This window comes from Micromonospora reichwaldensis (assembly GCF_031845925.1).
Classification (GTDB): Bacteria; Actinomycetota; Actinomycetes; order Mycobacteriales; family Micromonosporaceae; genus Micromonospora; species Micromonospora reichwaldensis.
This window is the reverse complement of the sequence record NZ_JAVRFL010000011.1, coordinates 1-17741: the sequence shown is the minus strand read 5'-3', so window position 1 is coordinate 17741 and position 17741 is coordinate 1. Positions and strand designations below refer to the sequence as shown.

The following is a 17741-nucleotide window of genomic DNA, read 5'->3' as shown; positions in this document are numbered from 1 at the left end:
GAGCCGAGCATGGCTCGCTGGTCCGCCCTGCACGTCCACCTGCACGCCGGCCCCGAGTGCACCGAGACGGTGCTGCGGGAGCACATCGTGCCGACCACGACGGACCTGCTCGCCCGGGGCGAGATCTCCTCCTGGTTCTTCGTCCGGTACTGGGAGGGCGGTCCGCACCTGCGCTGGCGGGTCGCCGACGCGACGCCGGAGACGGTACGGCGGATGCGCGCCGGGCTGGTCGAAGCGGTGGCCGCGCTGCCGCCACCGGCCCGGGAACTACGTCCGGCGGACTGGTACGCCCAGTTCGGAGTGCACACCTCCGACCGGTCCGGCGACACCGACGGGACCGACGGGACCGACCGGCCCGCCGAGAACGACCGGCCCGACAGGACCGGCGTGGCGCACGGGGCCGGCGATGGGCCGGAGCTGGGCTGGCACCCGCACGGCACCGTGGTCGAACAGCCGTACCGGCCGGAGGTCGACCGGTACGGCGGCCCGGACGCGATCGGCGCGGCCGAGGAACTCTTCGCCGCGTCCAGCCGGGTCGCCGCGGCCCTGCTCGGCGCGCCACCCGCCCGCCGCCGGTCGACGGCCGTGGACCTGCTGTTCGGGTTCCTCACCGCCAGCGGCCTCACCGGGCACGAGGCGGTCCGGTTCCTGCGCGGCTACGCCAACGGGTGGACGCTGGTGCCCGAGGCGAACGGCCGGGACCTCGGCCCGGCACTGATCGCGGCGGAACGCGACTTCCACGCCGACGCGTCCGGCTACCCGGCCCGGCAGCGGCTCATCGCCGACATCGTCACGCGTGGCAGGGGCGCCGCCACCTCCGTGAACTACTGGGCGGACGAGGTCGCCGCCTACGTCGAGCGGCTACGGGCGCTCGACGGGCAGGGCCGGCTGCACGGCACGGTGCCCGGCATCCTCGCGTCGCAGCTGCACATGCTGCACAACCGCCTCGGGCTGAGCATCCCGGCCGAGTGCCACCTCGCCTGGCTGGCGTCGCTGGCGTACGGCGCACCGGCCGCAACGCCGGACTTCCACGCCGACGGGACCGACGCCCCGGACCGCGCATACCACGAGGCGTCGAAGTTCGCCCGTACGCGGTGGCCGAGCCAGCGTCCCCGTACCGTCGAGCCCGCGCCGGGTCGCCCCCTCCCGGCCGACGCCGTGACCCTGGCACTGCCGGAGCCGACGCCGGGCGCGCTCGCCGACACCACGCTCGCCACGGTGTTGTTGGACCGCCGCACCCGGTACGACTTCGGCCGAGCGGAGACCGGCGTGGCGGACCTGGGCCGGCTGCTGCGCTACGCGGCGGGCGACACCGCGCCGGCGGTCAACGGCCAGCGACGACTGGCGTACCCGACGCCGGGCGCCCTGGCGACCACCCGGCTGCTGGTGCTTCCCCGCCGGATCGCCTCGGTGCGGGCGGCACTCTACGAGTACCTGCCGGAGCGGCACGCCCTCCGGCGGGTGGCACCGGATCCGGGCACCGACCGGCTGTCCCGGGTCGCCCCGCAGTTCGCGCCCACCGGTCCCGACATCGTCCCCGGCGCCGACGGGCTCGACGTCGAGACGGTGCCGCTCTGGCTGTTCGTGGTCGCGGACCTGCGCCGGGCCAGGGCCCGGTACGGGCTGCGCGGCTACCGGTTCTCCGCCATGGAGACCGGCCACCTCGCCCAGAACCTGCTGCTCGCCGCGACGGCCCTCGGGCTCTCCGCCGCCCCGCTCGGCGGGTTCTTCGACGACGAGCTCAACCACCTGCTGCTGCTCGACGGGCTGGACGCCAGCGTCTTCTACGCCCTCGCCCTCGGCTGAGGGCGGTCGCCAGGACCAGCCGACGGGCCAGCCGCCGGATCAGGTGGTCCCGTCAGGCCAGCCGACGGGCCGGCCGGTGCCGGCTCACGCCGTGGTGCGGGACAGCACGGCGAGTTCGGCGGCGACCGCGGCGAGGATGGCGAGCACCAGCGGCCACGGGGTGCCGACCAGGGCGTAGAGCAGGATCAGGGCCGGGGCGGCGGCCGCCGCGTAGACGGCCAGGGCCAGCGTGCGGTCGGAGCGGAGCAGGCTCGGCAGGATGGTCCGGGACAGGCCGGGCAGCCGGGCGGCGAAGCGCCAGACCACCAGCGCCCCGCCGAGCGCCGCGAACGCCGCCGCGACACGGGACAGCCCGGCGCTGCCCGGCGCCATGCAGGCGATCAGCACGGCGGTGATCATCGTCCAGCCCGCGCCGTAGACCACGAGCTGGCGCAGGCCGAGCGAGATGGTCCGGCCGGAGTCGACCCGCCCGGGGCTCATCGACGCCGCCTCGGCGAGGTGTTCCAGCGCCTCGCTCCAGCGCCGCTGCTCCAGCCGGAGCACGCCGATGTCGTGGCGGGCCTCGGCGAGCTGCGGGTCCAGCCGCAACGCCTCCCGGTAGGCGCGCTCGGCCAGGTCGAACATCTGCATGTTCGCCGCCACCAGCCCGAGCACCAGGTGCGCCTGGGGGTTCTCGGGGGCCAGCTCGACCCCGCGCCAGGCCGCGTTCAGCGCCGGCTGCCCGTTGCGGGAGCCGGCCAGGATCGCCGCGGCGCTGCTCTGCGCGTACGCGTCGTCGGGGCCCAGCGCCAGGATCCGGTCGGCGGTGCGGGCCGCCTCGCGGTACTCCTCCAGATCGCCAAGCGCGAGGGCGCGGGCGACCAGCGCCGGGACGCTGTCGGGGGCGGCGGCGACTGCGGCGTCGGCGGCGGTACGCGCCTCCGTCGGCCGGCCGGCCGCGAGGTGGACCCGGGACAGCATGGTCAGCGCCCCGGCGTCGGCCGGGTCCAGGGCGACGGCGTAGGAGACCTCGGCCGCGGCCTCGTCGTAGCGACCCAGCTCGGCGAGGAGCTGGGCGCGTTGGAGGTAGCCGTCGGCGGCGGACCGGTCTGAGGTGGCGTCGCTGGACATCGCGGCGAGCCTAGGCGGCCGGAGCCTCGTACACCAGGGCCACCGCGATGCCGGTGAGCCCCTCGCCGCGCCCGGGGAAGCCGAGGCCGTCGGTGGTGGCCGCGGAGACGGTCACCGGCGCGCCGACCGCCTCGGAGAGCACCCGCTGGGCCTCCTCGCGGCGCGGGCCGATCTTGGGCCGGTTGCCGACCACCTGCACGGAGACGTTGCCGATCGCGAAGCCGGCGGCCCGCACGCGGCGGGCGCTCTCGGTGAGCAGGGCGACGCCCGACGCGCCGGCCCACTCGGGCTGGCCCACGCCGAAGTTGGCGCCCAGGTCCCCGAGGCCGGCCGCCGAGAGCAGCGCGTTGCAGGCGGCGTGCGCGGCCACGTCGGCGTCCGAGTGCCCGGCCAGGCCGTCCTGGTCGGGCCAGTGCAGGCCGGCCACCCAGCACGGCCGGCCCGCCTCGAAGGCGTGCACGTCGGTGCCGATGGCCACCCGGGGAACGATCATGAGAAGAGGGTACGCGTCAGGCGCCCGTGGCGAGCAGGTGCTCGGCCAGCGCCAGGTCGAACGGGCGGGTGACCTTCAGCGCGTACTCGGAGCCGGGGACGCAGGACACCGGGACGCCCTGCTTCTCGACCAGGCCGGCGTCGTCGGTGAGCGGGTCACCGGCGGCGGCGTGCGCGGCCGTCAGCACCGCCCGGCGGAAGCCCTGCGGGGTCTGCACCGCGCGCAGGGCGGAGCGGTCGACGGTGCCGAGGACGACCTCGTCGGCGCCGACCTCCTTGATCGTGTCGACGACGGGCAGCACCGGGATCACCGCGTCGTGCCCGGCGCGGACGGCCGCCGCGACGGACTCCACCAGGTCGGGCGGGGTCAGCGCCCGGGCGGCGTCGTGCACGAGGACGATCTCCGGGCCGGCCGGCACCGCCGCGAGGGCGGCGGCCACCGACGCCTGCCGCTCGGCGCCGCCGGGAACCACGGTCACCGGGGCGACCGGGGCGAGCAGCTCGCGTACCGCCGCCACCTCGGCGGCCGGGGCGGCCACGACGATGGTGTGCACCGACGGCGCGGCGGCGAGCCGGCGGACCGCGTGCACCAGCAGGGGTTCCCCGCCGAGCAGGCGCAAGGCCTTGGGGCGGCCGGGGCCGAGCCGTACGCCGGCACCGGCCGCAGGCACGAGGACCGCGACGTCACCGCACGGATTGAGCTGCGCGGTCACGTCGCGGTCCTCGGTGGTTTGTTCGCTACGAATCGGGTACGACGATGCTGCGGGGACTAGGCCTCGGTCAGGACCTTGTCGAGCAGCGTCTCCGCCTCGTCCTTGGTGCTCTTCTCGGCCAGCGCGACCTCGCCGACGAGAATGTCACGGGCCTTGGCGAGCATGCGCTTCTCACCCGCGGAGAGACCCCGCTCCCGCTCCCGACGCCACAGGTCGCGCACGACCTCGGCGACCTTGAGCGGGTTGCCGGAGGCCAGCTTCTCCAGATTCGCCTTGTAACGCCGCGACCAGTTGGTCGGCTCCTCGGTGTGCGGTGCACGGAGCACGTCGAAGACCTTGCCGAGGCCCTCTTCGCCGACCACCTCGCGCACACCCACGATCTCGGCGTTCTCGGCGGGCACCCGGACCGTCAGGTCACCCTGTGCGACCCTCAGGACGAGGTATTGCTTAGGCTCGCCCTTGATCACCCGAGTCTCGATTGCCTCGATGAGTGCGGCCCCGTGGTGGGGGTAAACAACGGTCTCGCCGACACTGAAAACCATAGGTTCGAAACCCCTTTCGCTGTGTCTAGGGTAACACGCTCAGGCACCGATGTCTCACCGCTGTCCTGACCGTTGGCGCAGCTCAGGGGCCCTGTGAGAGGTCTTTCTTCAGCTTGACAGACCGCCAAACCAGTGGTTTGACCACGCTCCGTAACGCTCGGATGACGTCCCGGTACGAGTGACGCGAACGTCGAGATCAAGGGCTATGCGCTCCTCCCATGGTAGCCCGCCGGCCGGGTACGCGCCCAGGTGTAGCGGCAGCCCGCCCCGTGCGGGACGCTGGAGACCGAGCCGCTGTCCGCTCGCCGAGACGTCCTTGGGGGTCCGATGGGCAAGCCCGACGCAGACGGCCCCGGACTGCCCGACCTGCCACCGGAGTGGGGCCGGGTGGTCGTGCCGGACGACGCCTCCGCGCTGGCCGCCGAGGCCGAACAGCTCCGCCGTGAGCTGGGTGGCACGCCCCTGCGCGCCGTCCCGCCTCCGCCGGCCCGGTCCCCGTTCGCCCTCGCCCTGCTGGTGCTGCTGGTGGCGGTGCTGACCACCCTCGCCGGCCTCGCGGCGGTCATCTGGCCCCGGCCCGGCCGGTCCACCCCGGAGCCCTCCCCCACCCCGTACGCGCCGGCCGGGGCGGCCGGTCGACCGCTGCCCGCGCTGGACCTGGTCGACGCCGGCCAGTCACCGGTGCCCCTGCGCGGACTCGTGCCAGCGATGATCATCCTCGTGGACGGCTGCCCCTGCCCGGCCGACGTGGCCACCGCCGCCGCCCTGGCACCGGCCGGCGTCACGGTGGTCACCGTCGCCGGCACCCGACCCGTACGCGCCACGCCACCGCCCGCCGGGGCCACGGTGCGACCACTCGCCGACCCGGCCGGCGGGCTGCGCTCGTTCCTGCACCTGCCGGCCCGTCCCGGCGCCGTCACCGCGCTGCTGGTGGACCGGTCCGGCGTCCTCGTCAAGGTGGTCCCCGAGATCCACTCCGCCGAGGACTACCGCGCCGACCTGACCCGCCTCGCCGCCTGAGCCGCCCCGCCGGGAAGCAGGGGTCAGGGCAGGGCGACCAGTTGCGCCTCGACCCGCAGCGGCTCCGCGTTGGCGCTCGACAGCGAGACCTGGAACGGCCCGCCCCTGCCGGTGACCTCCGTCGACGTCACCGAGCCGTCGCAGGCGCTGGTGATCGGGTCGGCCGCCCAGGCCCCCTCCACCACGATCAGCAGCTCTCCCGGGCCGACGCAGCGGTACTGGAGCAGGTGACGCTCCCCGCCCTCGGCGGAGGCCCTCTTGAGGAGAACCTCCGCCGGACTGAGCACGGCCCGGGCGGTCCAGACCGTGTCGGGGAAGCTGGCCAGCCTGCCCCGACGCCCGTCGCCCGCCTGGAGCCGGTCGTCCCCGGCGCGGCGCTGCTCCGGGTCGTCGGCGTCCACCCGCACCGCCGCGCCCCCGCGCGGGTCCACCCGCACCGCCGCGCCCCCGCGCGGGTCCACCCGCACCGCCGCGCCCCCGCGCGGGTCCGTCCGCACCGTCGCGCCGCTGCGCGGGTCGACGAGCCAGAAGCTGGCGGGCCGTCCGGATCCCTCAGGGGGCACGACGAACCGGGCGTGGGCGTCCGGCGGAGCGGCGAGCCGGGCCCGGTCCGGCGGTGCGACGTTCGACAGGTCCGGCACGGGGCCGGTGCGGGGCGCGTCGGCCTGCCACCAGAAGCCGCCGCCGACCAGCGCGGCCAGCCCCGCCACGGCCAGTACGGCACCACGCAGCCGATCGTCGGCCGCGACACCAGCCGTGTGCCCACCCGCGTCCGGCCCGGTCTCCGACCGGTCTGCCGCATCGGCGTCCATCATCAGAGGGTAACCGCGCCGGGCGAACCGCCCACTCCTGTCCGTTCGAGCAACGCGGCGAAGAGGGTCAGGCCGGGGCCGAACGCCAGCATCACCACCCGCCGCGGCGGCGACGCGGCCCGGCGCAGCCGGTCCAGGATCAGCAGCACCGTCGGCGACGAGCAGTTGCCGTGCTCGTCCAGCGTCGCGCGGGACGCCGCCAGGCCCTCCGGCGGCAGGGCCAGCTCCCGCTCGACCACGTTCAGGATGCGCGGGCCGCCCGGGTGCACCGCCCAGCCGTCCACCTCGGACAGCGTCGTGCCGTGCCGGGCCAGCAGTCCCTCGACCAGGCCCCGGACGTGCGTGGAGAGCACCTGTGGCACCTTCGGCGACAGCCCCATCCGGAAACCCGTGTCGGTGACGTCCCAGGTCATGTGGTCGGCCGTCGAGGTGTCCGTGACGGAGGTGACCTCGCGCAGCGCGTACCCCCGGCCGCCGGGAACGACCACGGCGGCGACCGCGGCGTCCGAGAAGAGCGCGTGGGACACGATCTGCTGGGTGTCCACCCGGGCGCTGGAGGGCTGGATGTGCAGGCTGGTCAGCTCCGCGCAGAGCAGCAACGCGGGCCGGCCCCGGGCGGTGACGAAGTCGCTCGCCGCGCCCAGGCCCGGCAGCGCGGCGTAGCAGCCCATGTGCCCGACGAACAGGCGCTGCGTGTCCGGGGCCATGCCCAGGTCCCGGGCGAGCAGGATGTCCAGCCCCGGGGTGGCGTACCCGGTGCACGAACAGACGACGAACAGCCCGACGTCGCCGGCGGAGAGGCCGGCGGCCGTCAGCGCCCGGCCCACCGCCTCCTTGCCCAGCGGCAGCGCCTCGACCAGGTAGCGGCGCATCCGCCGCTCGGTGGGCCAGTCGGAGACGTCCTCCAGCAACGGGTTCACGGCGGCCTGCCGGCGGGTGACCCCCGAGTGCGCGAAGATCCGCTGCGCCAGCGCCCGCGTGCTGCCGGAGAAGTGCTTCGAGAAGAAGCCCTCCCACAGGTCGTCCTGCGCGGCCGACGGCGGGTGCGCCGTCCCCAGCCCCGCGATCACCGGTACGGCCACCATGCCCACCTCTCGTCCGGCCTTGCGCACCGGGCGGTCGAACCCGCCCCTGGAAGGGCCGTGCGCCCGCGCGTCCGCCGACCCGGCGGACCCCCCACGCTCACCAACGAGGCACCGTTCCGTCGCGGTCCGGGTCACCGCCCAGCGCGGCGACGCCCAGCCAGTCCGCGCAGACGTCCGACGTCGCCGGGTGCAGCGAGCCGCAGCGGGCGTCCCGGTAGAACCGCTCCAGCGGATGTCCCCGCCGGGTCGCGGACGTGCCGGCCGCCTCCAGCACGGACGCCGCCACGTCGGCGGCGGTGGTGCCGGCGAGCAGCTTCGCCCGCCAGACCCAGCGGTTGGTCTCCGCGTCGCCCGGCGCCTCGTCCACCCGGCGGGCCGCCTCCGCGACCACCAGGTGGGCCGCCGCCACCGCCGCGTCGGCCCGGCCCAGGCGGGACCGGACCGCCGGCAGTCCGGCGAGGTTGCGGGCGTTCAGGTGCTCGGCCGCCGCGTCGAGGGCCGCCCGGGCGACCCCGACGTAGACGGCGGCGTAGCTGGCCACCAGCCAGTGCGGCATGAGCTGGGCGACCACCAGGGCCAGCCCCTCCACGCCGCCGAGCAGCCGGTCGGCCGGCACGGTCACGTCCAGGTGCAGGTCGTGCGAGGAGGTCGCGCGCATGCCGAGCGAGTCCCACGTGGGCTCGACCGTCAACCCGTCGCCGGCCGGCACCAGGAACTGGGAGACCACCGACTGGTCGGCGGCGCTGCGGGCGGCCACCAGGTAGCCGTCCGCGTGCCCGGCCCCGGAACAGAACGTCTTGCTGCCCTTGAGGTGCCACCCGCCGTCGACCGGCTCGTAGACGGTGCCGAGCTGGGAGAGCCGGGCGCCGGCGCCGCGCTCGCTCATCGCCACGGCGTACCAGGAGCCCTCGGCGGCGGCGGTGAGCAGCCGGTCCCGGGCGGCCAGCGCCTCGTCCGGGACCCCGAGCGCCTCGGCCAGTTCCTCGGTCACCGCGCCGAGCGCACCGGTGACCGAGGCGTGCATGTTGAAGACCAGGGCCGTCGCGCCGTTGCCCCGGGCCAGCTCGGTGGCGACCGCGGCGTACTCGGCGAAGGTGGCGCCCATCCCGCCGAGGGCGGTGGGAACCATCAGGCCGAAGAGCCCGGCCTCGCGCAGGTCACGGAAGTCCTCGACCGGGAACGAGCCGTCCCGGTCGTGCTCGGCCGCCCGGGCGGCCAGCCTCGGTGCCAGGCGGCGAGCCGCCTCCAACGCGTGCTGCGTCATACAGCCCCCTTCTCGGCCCTCTCCCTACCCAGGGACGGGCACCGCTATCCGCTCCGGGTACCACGCCCCTGGTAGAGCACGGCCGTCGACCAGGTCGGCACGATCCGTGGCGGCGGGCCGGCGACCGTCGCCTGCGGACGGTCGGTCGGGACCGCGTACGGACGGTTGGCGGCGCGCATCCGGCGGACCAGCCAGCCGAGCAGGCCGGGCATCCCCGGCCGGATGCCCCGCAGGCGCAGGCCGACCCCGTGCCGGGCGCACTCCGCCACCAGCGCCCGGGCGTCCACGAACAACCGTGGATCGTGGATGCCCTTCGGCACCGTGGGCAGCCGCTCGGCGATCCGCACGGCCAGCAGACGGCTCAGCGCCGTGTCGTTCAACGTGTCCAGGACGAGCAGGCCGCCGGGCCGCAGCAGCCGGCACGCCTCGGCCACCGCGCGCCGCCAGTCCGGCACGTGCTCCAGCAACTCGCCCGCGGCGACCACGTCGGCGCAGCCGTCGGCCAGCGGTACGGCGGTCACGTCGCCGTTGACCACGGTCACCCCGTGCGCGGCGGCCTGCGTCAGGGCCGACCGGGTGAGGTCGACGCCCACGTGCCGGTAGCCCTTGCCGGCCAGGTGCGGGGCGAGCAGCCCGGCGCCGCAGCCGAGGTCGACGAGGAGCGCGCCGGGGCGGGACGCCGGCGGCACCAGGGCCGCGCGGGCCTCGGCCAGCCAGTGCAGCATTGCGAACGCCCCGTCCGGCCGCCACCACTCGCCGGCCAGGTCGTCGTACTGGCGCGGATCGTTGCGTGGCAGGGTGCGGCCCGCGTCTGGCATGGACCGAGCGTGGCACGACTGCCCGGTAACGACCAGACTTTCCCTATGTCGCCAACGGTGCTAGGGCTGGTCAGGGCGAGTCACCCGGAGCCGGCCGCCGCGGTCACCACGGTGGCCGGGCTGCTGGCGTGGGGCGTCGGGCACCGGCCGGGCGGGATCCTCGCCGTGGTGCTCACCGTGGCGGCCAGCCAGCTCGCCGTCGGCTGGGCCAACGACGCGCTCGACGCCGACCGGGACGCCACGGTGGGGCGTACCGACAAACCGGTCGCCGCCGGCGCGGTCGGCCGGCGCGTCACGGCCGTGGCCGCGGCGGTGGCCGCGCTCGCCACCCCGGCGCTGGCGCTGGCCACCGGCCCGGCCGCCGCGCTCTGCGCCACCCTCGGGCTGGTCTCCGCGCTGCTCTACGACTGGCCGCTGAAGTCGACCCCGGTCTCGGTGCTGCCCTACGCGGTCTCCTTCGGTTCGCTGCCCGCCTTCGTCGTGCTGGCGCTGCCCGGGGCGGTGGTGCCGCCGGTCTGGCTGGTCGCCGCCGCGGCCTGCCTGGGCGCCGGGGCGCACTTCGCCAACGTCCTGCCCGACCTGGCCGACGACGCCCGGACGGGGGTGCGTGGGCTGCCGCACCGCCTCGGTCCGGCCGGCAGCCGGGCCGCCGCCGCGCTGCTGCTGCTCGCGGCGACCGCCACGCTGGTCCTCGGGCCGCCCGGGCCGCCGTCAAGGGTCGGCCTCGCCGCGGTCGCGGCCGCCGTCGTGGTGCCGCCGCTGAGCTGGTACGCGGGACGCGCCGCCGCCCGCACCGGAGGCCGGCAGGTGGCCGCCTTCCGGGCCGTGATGCTGGTCGCCCTCATCGACGTCGTCCTGCTGGTCACGAGCGGCCGACTGGTGTGACGCGCGTCCCCCCGGGTGCCATCTCCGGGTCGGCGTGCGGGGGTGGATCAGGCCCAACTACCCTGGAGCGCGGTCTGCGCGGGCATGGCCACCACGCCCGGCGTGAGCACCGGGTGGGATCGTGACGAGGAGGACCGACGTGACGCGCTCGATCAGGGGTTCCCGGCGGGCGGCCCTGCTGCTGTCCGGGATGGCCGCGACGACCGGGCTGCTGCTGTCCGGCTGCGGCGCCGGCCAGGTCTCCGAGACCGCCAACAAGGAGCCGTCGGTCCAGGGCGTCAACCTGTCGGCCGGCAACGGCGCCTACGCGGTCCGCGGCCTGCTGGTCGAGTTCCCCGGCACCGAGGGCTACAAGGCGGGTGCCAACGCCGTCCTGAACGCCGTGATCTACAACGACTCGCGGAACCCGGTGACCGTGACCGTGACCACCGACAGCGCGCGCGAGTTGGTGATCACCGGCACCGGCGCCTCGGCCAGCCCGTCGGCGTCCCCGAGCGAGTCGGAGTCGCCCGCCCCGTCCGGGTCGCCCTCGCCGGCGGAGTCGGCCAGCCCGGGCGCCTCCGAGAGCCCGTCGGAGTCGGTCAGCCCCGGCGCCCCGGAGAGCCCGGCCCCCGAGAGCCCGGCCGCGCCGGCCGGCGAGCCGGCCCGGATCGAGATCCCGCCGCTGAGCTACGTGCAGCTCAACGCCCAGTCGAACCGGGTCTTCCAGCTCATCGGCCTGAACGAGGCGCTGCGCTCCGGCCAGAACGTCACCCTGACCTTCGATTTCGGCAACGGTGCCACGGTAACCGGCCCGGCCCCGGTCGCCGTGCCGCTCACCCCGGCCGCGCCCCCGTCGAAGATCGTCGAGCGCCTGGGCGGCTACGAGGAGAACGAGGGCGGCGGTCACTGACCCTCCGTCCCGCTGTTTCCGACGACACCGTCGGCGTGGTGACCGCCACGCCGGCGGTGTCTTCGTCGTACCGGAGGACTAACGTCCCGGTGTGACCACCTCCCGATCGAGCTCCCCCCGGGCCGGCGGGCGCGGCCGGGCCGCCGCCCGCGAGCCCCGGCCGGCCTACGAGTGCGACGCCTGCGGGCACCAGCCGCCGAAGTGGGTCGGGCGCTGCCCGGAGTGTGGCGAGTGGGGCTCGGTGGTCGAGTGCACGGTCACCGGCCCGACGGTCTCCGGCAAGGTGGTCAGCTCCCGGATGCCGGCCGAGCCGGCCCGGCCGATCGCCACCATCAGCGCCGCACCGGCCCGGGCCCGGCCCACCGGGGTCAGCGAGCTCGACCGGGTCCTCGGCGGCGGCCTGGTCCCCGGCGCGGTGGTGCTGCTCGCCGGCGAGCCGGGGGTCGGCAAGTCCACCCTGCTGCTCGACGTGGCCCAGCAGTGGGCCGCCGGCGCCGGCAGCCCCTCCCTGGTGGTCAGCGGCGAGGAGTCGGTCAGCCAGGTCCGGCTGCGCGCGGAGCGGATGGGTGCCCTGCACGACCAGCTCTACCTCGCGGCCGAGAGCGACCTCGCCGCGGTGCTCGGTCACCTCGACGCGGTCAAGCCGGGCCTGCTGGTGCTCGACTCGGTGCAGACCATCTCCACCAACAACGCCGAGGGCGTGTCGGGCGGGGTGACCCAGGTGCGGGCGGTCACCGCCGCCCTGGTCGCGGTCGCCAAGGAGCGGGGCATCGCCACCGTGCTGGTCGGCCACGTCACCAAGGACGGCCAGGTGGCCGGCCCCCGGGTGCTGGAGCACCTGGTCGACGTGGTGCTGCACTTCGAGGGCGACAAGCACTCGTCGTTGCGCATGGTGCGCGGCGTCAAGAACCGGTTCGGCGCCGCCGACGAGGTCGGCTGCTTCGAGATGCACGAGGGCGGCATCAGCAGCCTGGCCGACCCGTCCGGGCTCTTCCTGACCCGCTACTCGGAGCCGGTGCCCGGCACCTGCGTCACGGTGGCGATGGAGGGCCGCCGGGCGCTGGTCACCGAGGTGCAGGCGCTGATCGGCGCGACCGTGGCCGGTTCGCCCCGGCGGACGGTCTCGGGGCTCGACTCGGCCCGGCTCGCGATGGTGCTGGCCGTGCTCCAGCGACGCACCGAACGCCTGACCCTGCACGACCGGGAGGTCTTCGCGGCCACCGTCGGCGGCATCCGGGTGGTGGAGCCGGCGGCCGACCTCGCCGTGGCTCTCGCCGTCGCCTCGGGCGGGCTCAACCTGGCCATCGCACCGCACCTGGTGGCGATCGGCGAGGTCGGCCTGACGGGCGAGGTGCGCCGGGTCGGCGCCGTGCCGCGCCGGCTGGCCGAGGCGGCCCGGCTCGGCTTCCGGCTCGCGCTGGTGCCGACCGGCTGCGGCCCCGAGAGCACCGGCGTCACGCCGGAGCACATGCGGGTGATCGAGGTGACCGACGTACGCTCGGCGCTCCAGGCCGTCGCCCGGGCCTCCGCCGAGTGAGCGCCGGGGGTGGTCGGCGGAACGTCCGGCCCGATACCGGACAGCCCGGACGCCGGCCCACGGTCCGGGCGAGGTGGGGCATCGTGACACATCACAGTAACCACGACAGCACCCACCGCAGGGCAGTCCGTAGACTGTGTCCGTGCCGATCGACCGCGACACCGCCAAGCCTGCTGGCGCGACACCCCACGCCCGCACCGGCGCCGTGGGCTCCCCCGCCCGCGCGATCAGCGTGACCGTGACCGGCGGCGCCGGGGGCGCCGGTGACCCGTTGCGGGCGAACCTGGCCCTGATGGCCCCGGGCACCGCGCTGCGCGACGGCCTCGAGCGCATCCTGCGCGGCCGGACGGGTGCGTTGATCGTCCTCGGCTACGACAAGGTGGTCGAGGGTCTCTGCACCGGCGGGTTCCCGCTCGACGTCGAGTTCTCCGCCACCCGGGTGCGGGAGCTGTGCAAGATGGACGGCGCGGTCGTGCTCTCCAGCGACGGCACCCGCATCGTGCGGGCCGCCGTGCACCTGATGCCCGACCCCACCATCCCGACCGAGGAGTCCGGCACCCGGCACCGCACGGCGGAGCGGGTCGCCCGGCAGACGGGCTACCCGGTCATCTCGGTCAGCCAGTCGATGCGGATCATCAGCCTCTACGTCAACGGTCAGCGGCACGTGCTGGACGACTCCGCGGCGATCCTGTCCCGCGCCAACCAGGCGCTCGCCACGCTGGAGCGCTACAAGCTCCGGCTCGACGAGGTCTCCGGCACCCTCTCCGCCCTGGAGATCGAGGACCTGGTCACCGTACGGGACGCGGTCGCGGTGGTGCAGCGGCTGGAGATGGTCCGCCGGATCGCCGACGAGATCGCCGGCTACGTGGTGGAGCTGGGCACCGACGGTCGCCTGCTCGCCCTTCAGCTCGACGAGCTGATGGCCGGCGTCGACGCCGACCGCACCCTGGTGATCCGGGACTACCTGCCGGCCGGCCGGAAGTCCCGCACCCTCGACGAGGCCCTGGTGGAGCTGGATCTGCTCGGCGCGACCGAGCTGATCGACCTCGTCGCGGTCGCCAAGGCCATCGGCTACCCGGCCGCGTCCGACGCCCTCGACGCGGCGGTCAGCCCGCGCGGGTTCCGGCTGCTGGCCAAGGTGCCCCGGCTGCCGGTCGCCGTGGTCGACCGCCTCGTCGTGCACTTCGGCAGTCTCCAGCGGCTGCTGGGCGCCACGGTCGAGGATCTCCAGGCCGTCGAGGGGGTCGGCGACGCACGCGCCCGGGGCGTCCGCGAGGGGCTGTCCCGGCTCGCCGAGGCGTCGATCCTCGAACGCTACGTCTGACCCGGCCCGTACGCCGGTCGCCGGCCCGGCAGGCCGCCTGCCCAGGTGTGGTCAGTCGGTGACGGTGAGCTTGACCGGCTCGCTGAGCTTGGTGCCGACCCGGGCGTAGACCTGGTAGGTGCCGGCCGGCGGGTTGGGGCCCGCCGCCACCCCGTTGGCGCACTTGGTGGTGTCGCGGCCGTTCCAGCCCACCTGGTAGGCGCGTTCGAAGCCCGGGGTGAAGGACTGCACGTCGGAACCCTGGGCGGTGCCGCAGGTGTCGGACGACCAGATCTTCTCGGCCCCCGACTTGATGAACAACTCCTGCACGGAGGCGCCGACATCGCGGCTGCACGTCCGCTCGGACCGGTTCTTGATCTTGAGCTGGAGGTCCACCACGGCCCCCCGGACCACCGAGGCGGGCTGGGCCACCGGGATCACCGTGATCTCGGCGTCCGTGCAGGCGCCGTCGCCGGCGGCCGGCACGACGGGCGCCACCGGCGGCGAGTCGGTGGTGACCGGCCCGCCCGACGGGTCGTCGGCGTCAGGGCCATCCGCCGCACCCGGCGAGGGCCCCCCGGTCTGCGGGGCGAGCACCGAACCGGTGGGTTCCGGCGAGGCGCCGGACGACGTCGCGCCCGGAGTGGGCTGCGCGTCACCGCCCTTCTTCGCGTTCCGGTCCGATCCGGTGCACGAATAGAGCAGGACAATCAGGAAGAGAAGCCCCGCTCCGAATACGACGGCGCGACGCCGCCAGTACACGGCGGGGGGCAGGGGGCCGACCGTCAGACGCATGATGCCCCCACCGTAGCGGCGCGGGGCATGCCAGCCCCGCACGACGCGCCGAGTCGCCCCCCGCTCACCGCACCGACCCTCCACATGCGACGGCTCCGACTGCCGACCGTGTCCCGCCGGCGACGCTGGGTCGCCGCGTCGTCGACGCTCAGAGGTACACCTTGCGCTGGTAGATGGCGTGGGCACCCGCGACCCGGTCCAGGAAGAGCAGGCCGGCGCAGTGGTCGATCTCGTGCTGGAGGGCCCGCGCCTCGAACCCGTCCGTCACCAGCCGCACGGGCCGGCCGGTGCCGGGCAGGACGCCCTCCACCACCAGCCGGCTCGCCCGCTTGACGTCCCCGGTCAGGTCGGGCACCGACATGCACCCCTCGCGCGCCACCTTCCACCGGCTCGCCTCGACGACCCGGGCGTTGCACAGCACGAAGGTGCCGTGCACGGTCAGCGCCTTCGGGTGGCCCGTCACGTCCACCGCGAAGACCTGCGCACCCACGCCGACCTGCGGGGCGGCCAGCCCCACACAGCCCGGGGACACCCGCATGGTGGCGATCAGGTCGGCGGCCAGCCGTACCGTCTCCGCCGCCGTCGGGTCCACCTCGCCGCCGGAGCGGCTGAGCACCTGCTCCGGCGCGGACACCACCGGTCGCACCTCCCCCGGCACGGCCAGGGACTCCGGGGTCCAGTCGCCGAGGCCGACGTACGCCTCGATCTCCGGTCCGCGCCCGGCGCCGGTCACAGCAGGTCCGGATCGGCCGGCCGGAGGGTCACCCCGACGCCCAACTCCTCGGCCGTCGCCGCCAGCCGCCCGGCCAGCCCGTCGGCCGTTCCGGGCGGCAACTCCACCTCGGCGACCACCACGTAGAGCGAGCCGGTGAGGCGGGTGCTCAGGTCGGTGACGTTGCCGCCGGCGCCGGCGAGCACCCGGGTCATGGCCGCCACGATGCCCATCCGGTCCGCGCCGTGCACCGCCATCACGTACGGCTCACCGGCGGGAGCCGTCTCGCCGTCGGGGGTGACCGCGCGTACGGTGGCCAGCAGTTGGCCGTCGGCGGAGAGCGGCGCCAGCGCGGCCTCGACGTCGGCGGCGGCCGGGCCCACGCAGATCAGGGTCATCGCGAAGTGCCCCCGCAGCCGGGTCATGGTGCTGTCGGTGAGGTTCGCGCCGAGCCGGGCGAGCAGCTCGGCGACGTCGGCCACGATGCCTGGCCGGTCCCGGCCGATGACGGTGATCGCGAGCTCGTTCATCCGGGCATTCTGCCCGATCCGTCCGCCGCCGCCGCAGCGCCCCGCCCGGACCGCCCAGCCAGCGGGACGGTAGTGGTGCCCGTCCTGGCACCGTCGCCCGCGCCGCCCCGGCGGTGGGCCGCGTGACATCATCGGCGACGCGATGTCTGAGCCCACTTTCGCCACCCTGGTCAGCCGGTGGTACGAGGAGAACGCCCGCGACCTGCCATGGCGCGGACCCGACGTGAGCCCGTGGGCCATCCTGGTCAGCGAGGTCATGCTCCAGCAGACGCCGGTCGTACGCGTGCTCCCCGCCTGGGAGGCCTGGCTGGCGCGCTGGCCCGAGCCGGCCGCGCTGGCGGCGGACAGCCCCGCCGAGGCCATCCGGATGTGGGGGCGGCTCGGCTATCCCCGTCGGGCGGTGCGGCTGCGCGACTGTGCGCTGGCGATCGTCGAGAGGCACGGCGGGCAGGTCCCCGACCGGCTGGACCAGTTGCTGGCGCTGCCGGGTGTCGGCACGTACACGGCCCGGGCGGTGGCCGCGTTCGCGTACGGTCAGCGGCACCCGGTGGTCGACACCAACGTGCGGCGGGTGGTCTGCCGGGCGATCGCCGGCGAACCCGACGCCGGCCCGGCGACCCGCCCGGCCGACCTGGTCGCCACCGAGGAACTGCTCCCCGTCGAACCGGCCGCCGCCGCCCTGGCCAGCGCGGCCTTCATGGAGCTGGGCGCGGTGGTCTGCGTCGCCCGGTCGCCCCGCTGCGGCGTCTGCCCCGTCGAATCGGTCTGCGCCTGGCGCGCGTCCGGCCGCGAGGCGCCCGCGGGTCCGACCCGCCGCCCCCAGCGGTACGCCGGCACCGACCGCCAGGTACGCGGGCTGCTGCTCGGCGTACTGCGGGAGGCGACCGGGCCGGTGCCGCACCAGCGGCTCGACCAGGTGTGGGCCGACGACGTCCAGCGGTCCCGGGCGCTCGCCGGACTGGTGCGGGACGGTCTCGTGGAACCGGTCGGCGAATCCTCGTTCCGCCTCGTCGGCGACGGGCCACCGGTCCCGGTGGGCTGACCCGGCAAAGACGCTGGGCGGCGTGGGCGCTGGGCGGTGCCGGGGCGGCGTGCCAGCCCCGGGCGTGACGAAAGGGCCGGCCCCTTGTGGGGGCCGGCCCTTGTCGTTGTCGCTGGGTGGTGCGTGTTGCTGGGTGGTGTTGGGTGTGCCGTTGTTGGGTCAGGCGGTGTAGCCGCGGGTGGCGATCCAGTCGGCGAGGTTGTCGACGCTCATCCGGTAGGAGGCCTGGTTCGGGTCCGCGGAGTCGGCGATCGTCACGGTGTTGCCGTTGTCGCGGTAGCCGACGACGCTGATGTAGTGCCCGCCTTCGAAGGAGTGGGTGGTGCCGTCGGTGTCGGTGGCGGTGCCGGCGATGTTGGCGACGATGGCGTGGCCTTCGTCGA

At 75.5% G+C, this 17741-nt stretch carries 19 protein-coding genes; 7 read left to right on the top strand and 12 right to left on the bottom strand.

Going from position 1 to position 17741, the window contains the following annotated elements:
* Positions 1-9 precede the first annotated feature (9 nt).
* Positions 10-1806, top strand: a complete 1797-nt coding sequence (locus RM555_RS11230; RefSeq protein WP_311411681.1) for a thiopeptide-type bacteriocin biosynthesis protein — start codon at positions 10-12, stop codon at positions 1804-1806.
* A gap of 84 nt (positions 1807-1890) precedes the next feature.
* Here the strand turns inward: RM555_RS11230 and RM555_RS11225 are convergent, their stop codons facing one another.
* Genes RM555_RS11225 through RM555_RS11210 form a run of 4 tightly spaced genes read right to left on the bottom strand, consistent with a single transcriptional unit; the run spans position 1891 to position 4663 of the window.
* Entirely contained in the window at positions 1891-2916 is a 1026-nt protein-coding gene (locus RM555_RS11225) for a tetratricopeptide repeat protein (RefSeq protein ID WP_311411680.1), read from the bottom strand.
* Between the two features lie 10 nt (positions 2917-2926).
* Positions 2927-3409, bottom strand: a complete 483-nt coding sequence (ispF, locus tag RM555_RS11220; RefSeq protein WP_089003124.1) for a 2-C-methyl-D-erythritol 2,4-cyclodiphosphate synthase — start codon at positions 3407-3409, stop codon at positions 2927-2929.
* 16 nt (positions 3410-3425) lie between these two features.
* Positions 3426-4121, bottom strand: coding sequence for a 2-C-methyl-D-erythritol 4-phosphate cytidylyltransferase (ispD, locus tag RM555_RS11215; protein ID WP_132239894.1), 696 nt, complete (start codon positions 4119-4121; stop codon positions 3426-3428).
* Between the two features lie 56 nt (positions 4122-4177).
* On the bottom strand, positions 4178-4663 hold the full coding sequence (locus RM555_RS11210) for a CarD family transcriptional regulator (protein WP_007073334.1): 486 nt from the start codon (positions 4661-4663) through the stop codon (positions 4178-4180).
* Positions 4664-4990: 327 nt separating this feature from the next.
* Between RM555_RS11210 and RM555_RS11205 the strand changes: the two genes are divergently transcribed.
* The gene (locus RM555_RS11205; protein WP_311411679.1) at positions 4991-5683 is read left to right on the top strand and encodes a hypothetical protein; all 693 of its coding nucleotides are present in this window, start codon (positions 4991-4993) and stop codon (positions 5681-5683) included.
* A 23-nt stretch (positions 5684-5706) separates the two neighbouring features.
* On the opposite strand, the gene RM555_RS11200 is transcribed toward RM555_RS11205, so the two are convergent.
* The 4 genes from RM555_RS11200 to RM555_RS11185 form a co-directional block, all read right to left on the bottom strand.
* Complete coding sequence (locus tag RM555_RS11200; protein ID WP_311411678.1) at positions 5707-6495, bottom strand: hypothetical protein; 789 nt, start codon at positions 6493-6495, stop codon at positions 5707-5709.
* Between the two features lie 2 nt (positions 6496-6497).
* The gene (locus RM555_RS11195; RefSeq protein WP_311411813.1) at positions 6498-7586 is read right to left on the bottom strand and encodes a type III polyketide synthase; all 1089 of its coding nucleotides are present in this window, start codon (positions 7584-7586) and stop codon (positions 6498-6500) included.
* 91 nt (positions 7587-7677) lie between these two features.
* Positions 7678-8844, bottom strand: coding sequence for an acyl-CoA dehydrogenase family protein (locus RM555_RS11190; protein WP_311411677.1), 1167 nt, complete (start codon positions 8842-8844; stop codon positions 7678-7680).
* Positions 8845-8888: 44 nt separating this feature from the next.
* Positions 8889-9662, bottom strand: a complete 774-nt coding sequence (locus RM555_RS11185; protein ID WP_311411676.1) for a methyltransferase domain-containing protein — start codon at positions 9660-9662, stop codon at positions 8889-8891.
* Positions 9663-9707: 45 nt separating this feature from the next.
* Here RM555_RS11185 and RM555_RS11180 point away from each other — a divergent pair, with 45 nt between their 5' ends.
* The 4 genes from RM555_RS11180 (at position 9708) to disA (ending at position 14300) form a co-directional block, all read left to right on the top strand.
* On the top strand, positions 9708-10547 hold the full coding sequence (locus RM555_RS11180; RefSeq protein ID WP_311411675.1) for a UbiA family prenyltransferase: 840 nt from the start codon (positions 9708-9710) through the stop codon (positions 10545-10547).
* Between the two features lie 139 nt (positions 10548-10686).
* Complete coding sequence (locus RM555_RS11175) at positions 10687-11439, top strand: hypothetical protein (protein ID WP_311411674.1); 753 nt, start codon at positions 10687-10689, stop codon at positions 11437-11439.
* 91 nt (positions 11440-11530) lie between these two features.
* Positions 11531-12976 carry a DNA repair protein RadA gene (gene radA, locus RM555_RS11170; protein ID WP_311411673.1) on the top strand — a complete coding sequence of 482 codons (1446 nt, stop codon included), beginning with the start codon at positions 11531-11533 and terminating at the stop codon, positions 12974-12976.
* Positions 12977-13118: 142 nt separating this feature from the next.
* Complete coding sequence (gene disA / locus RM555_RS11165; protein ID WP_151454105.1) at positions 13119-14300, top strand: DNA integrity scanning diadenylate cyclase DisA; 1182 nt, start codon at positions 13119-13121, stop codon at positions 14298-14300.
* A gap of 51 nt (positions 14301-14351) precedes the next feature.
* Here disA and RM555_RS11160 read toward each other — a convergent pair whose 3' ends face one another.
* The 3 genes from RM555_RS11160 to RM555_RS11150 form a co-directional block, all read right to left on the bottom strand.
* Positions 14352-15074 (bottom strand): hypothetical protein, encoded by a 723-nt coding sequence (locus RM555_RS11160; RefSeq protein WP_311411672.1) that lies wholly within the window; start codon positions 15072-15074, stop codon positions 14352-14354.
* A gap of 148 nt (positions 15075-15222) precedes the next feature.
* A complete protein-coding gene (locus RM555_RS11155; protein ID WP_396888740.1) occupies positions 15223-15780 on the bottom strand; it encodes a peptide deformylase in 558 nt (185 codons plus the stop codon).
* A 23-nt stretch (positions 15781-15803) separates the two neighbouring features.
* Entirely contained in the window at positions 15804-16316 is a 513-nt protein-coding gene (locus RM555_RS11150; RefSeq protein ID WP_311411671.1) for a glycine cleavage system protein R, read from the bottom strand.
* A gap of 142 nt (positions 16317-16458) precedes the next feature.
* Between RM555_RS11150 and RM555_RS11145 the strand changes: the two genes are divergently transcribed.
* Positions 16459-17358: an HhH-GPD family protein gene (locus RM555_RS11145; protein ID WP_311411670.1), complete on the top strand. Its 900-nt coding sequence runs from the start codon at positions 16459-16461 to the stop codon at positions 17356-17358.
* A 159-nt stretch (positions 17359-17517) separates the two neighbouring features.
* Here the strand turns inward: RM555_RS11145 and RM555_RS11140 are convergent.
* Positions 17518-17741 (bottom strand): C39 family peptidase (locus tag RM555_RS11140; protein ID WP_311411669.1); only part of this gene is annotated, 224 nt, incomplete at its 5' end.

Bases quoted from the DNA above. Each gene is read 5' to 3' on its own strand.
- RM555_RS11150 (WP_311411671.1), bottom strand. From the start codon at position 16,316: ATGAACGAGCTCGCGATCACCGTCATCGGCCGGGACCGGCCAGGCATC.
- RM555_RS11145 (WP_311411670.1), top strand. From the start codon at position 16,459: ATGTCTGAGCCCACTTTCGCCACCCTGGTCAGCCGGTGGTACGAGGAG.
- RM555_RS11225 (WP_311411680.1), bottom strand. From the start codon at position 2,916: ATGTCCAGCGACGCCACCTCAGACCGGTCCGCCGCCGACGGCTACCTC.
- RM555_RS11160 (WP_311411672.1), bottom strand. From the start codon at position 15,074: ATGCGTCTGACGGTCGGCCCCCTGCCCCCCGCCGTGTACTGGCGGCGT.
- RM555_RS11205 (WP_311411679.1), top strand. From the start codon at position 4,991: ATGGGCAAGCCCGACGCAGACGGCCCCGGACTGCCCGACCTGCCACCG.
- RM555_RS11185 (WP_311411676.1), bottom strand. From the start codon at position 9,662: ATGCCAGACGCGGGCCGCACCCTGCCACGCAACGATCCGCGCCAGTAC.
- RM555_RS11200 (WP_311411678.1), bottom strand. From the start codon at position 6,495: ATGGACGCCGATGCGGCAGACCGGTCGGAGACCGGGCCGGACGCGGGT.
- ispF (WP_089003124.1), bottom strand. From the start codon at position 3,409: ATGATCGTTCCCCGGGTGGCCATCGGCACCGACGTGCACGCCTTCGAG.
- RM555_RS11210 (WP_007073334.1), bottom strand. From the start codon at position 4,663: ATGGTTTTCAGTGTCGGCGAGACCGTTGTTTACCCCCACCACGGGGCC.
- RM555_RS11180 (WP_311411675.1), top strand. From the start codon at position 9,708: ATGTCGCCAACGGTGCTAGGGCTGGTCAGGGCGAGTCACCCGGAGCCG.
- RM555_RS11190 (WP_311411677.1), bottom strand. From the start codon at position 8,844: ATGACGCAGCACGCGTTGGAGGCGGCTCGCCGCCTGGCACCGAGGCTG.
- RM555_RS11230 (WP_311411681.1), top strand. From the start codon at position 10: ATGGCTCGCTGGTCCGCCCTGCACGTCCACCTGCACGCCGGCCCCGAG.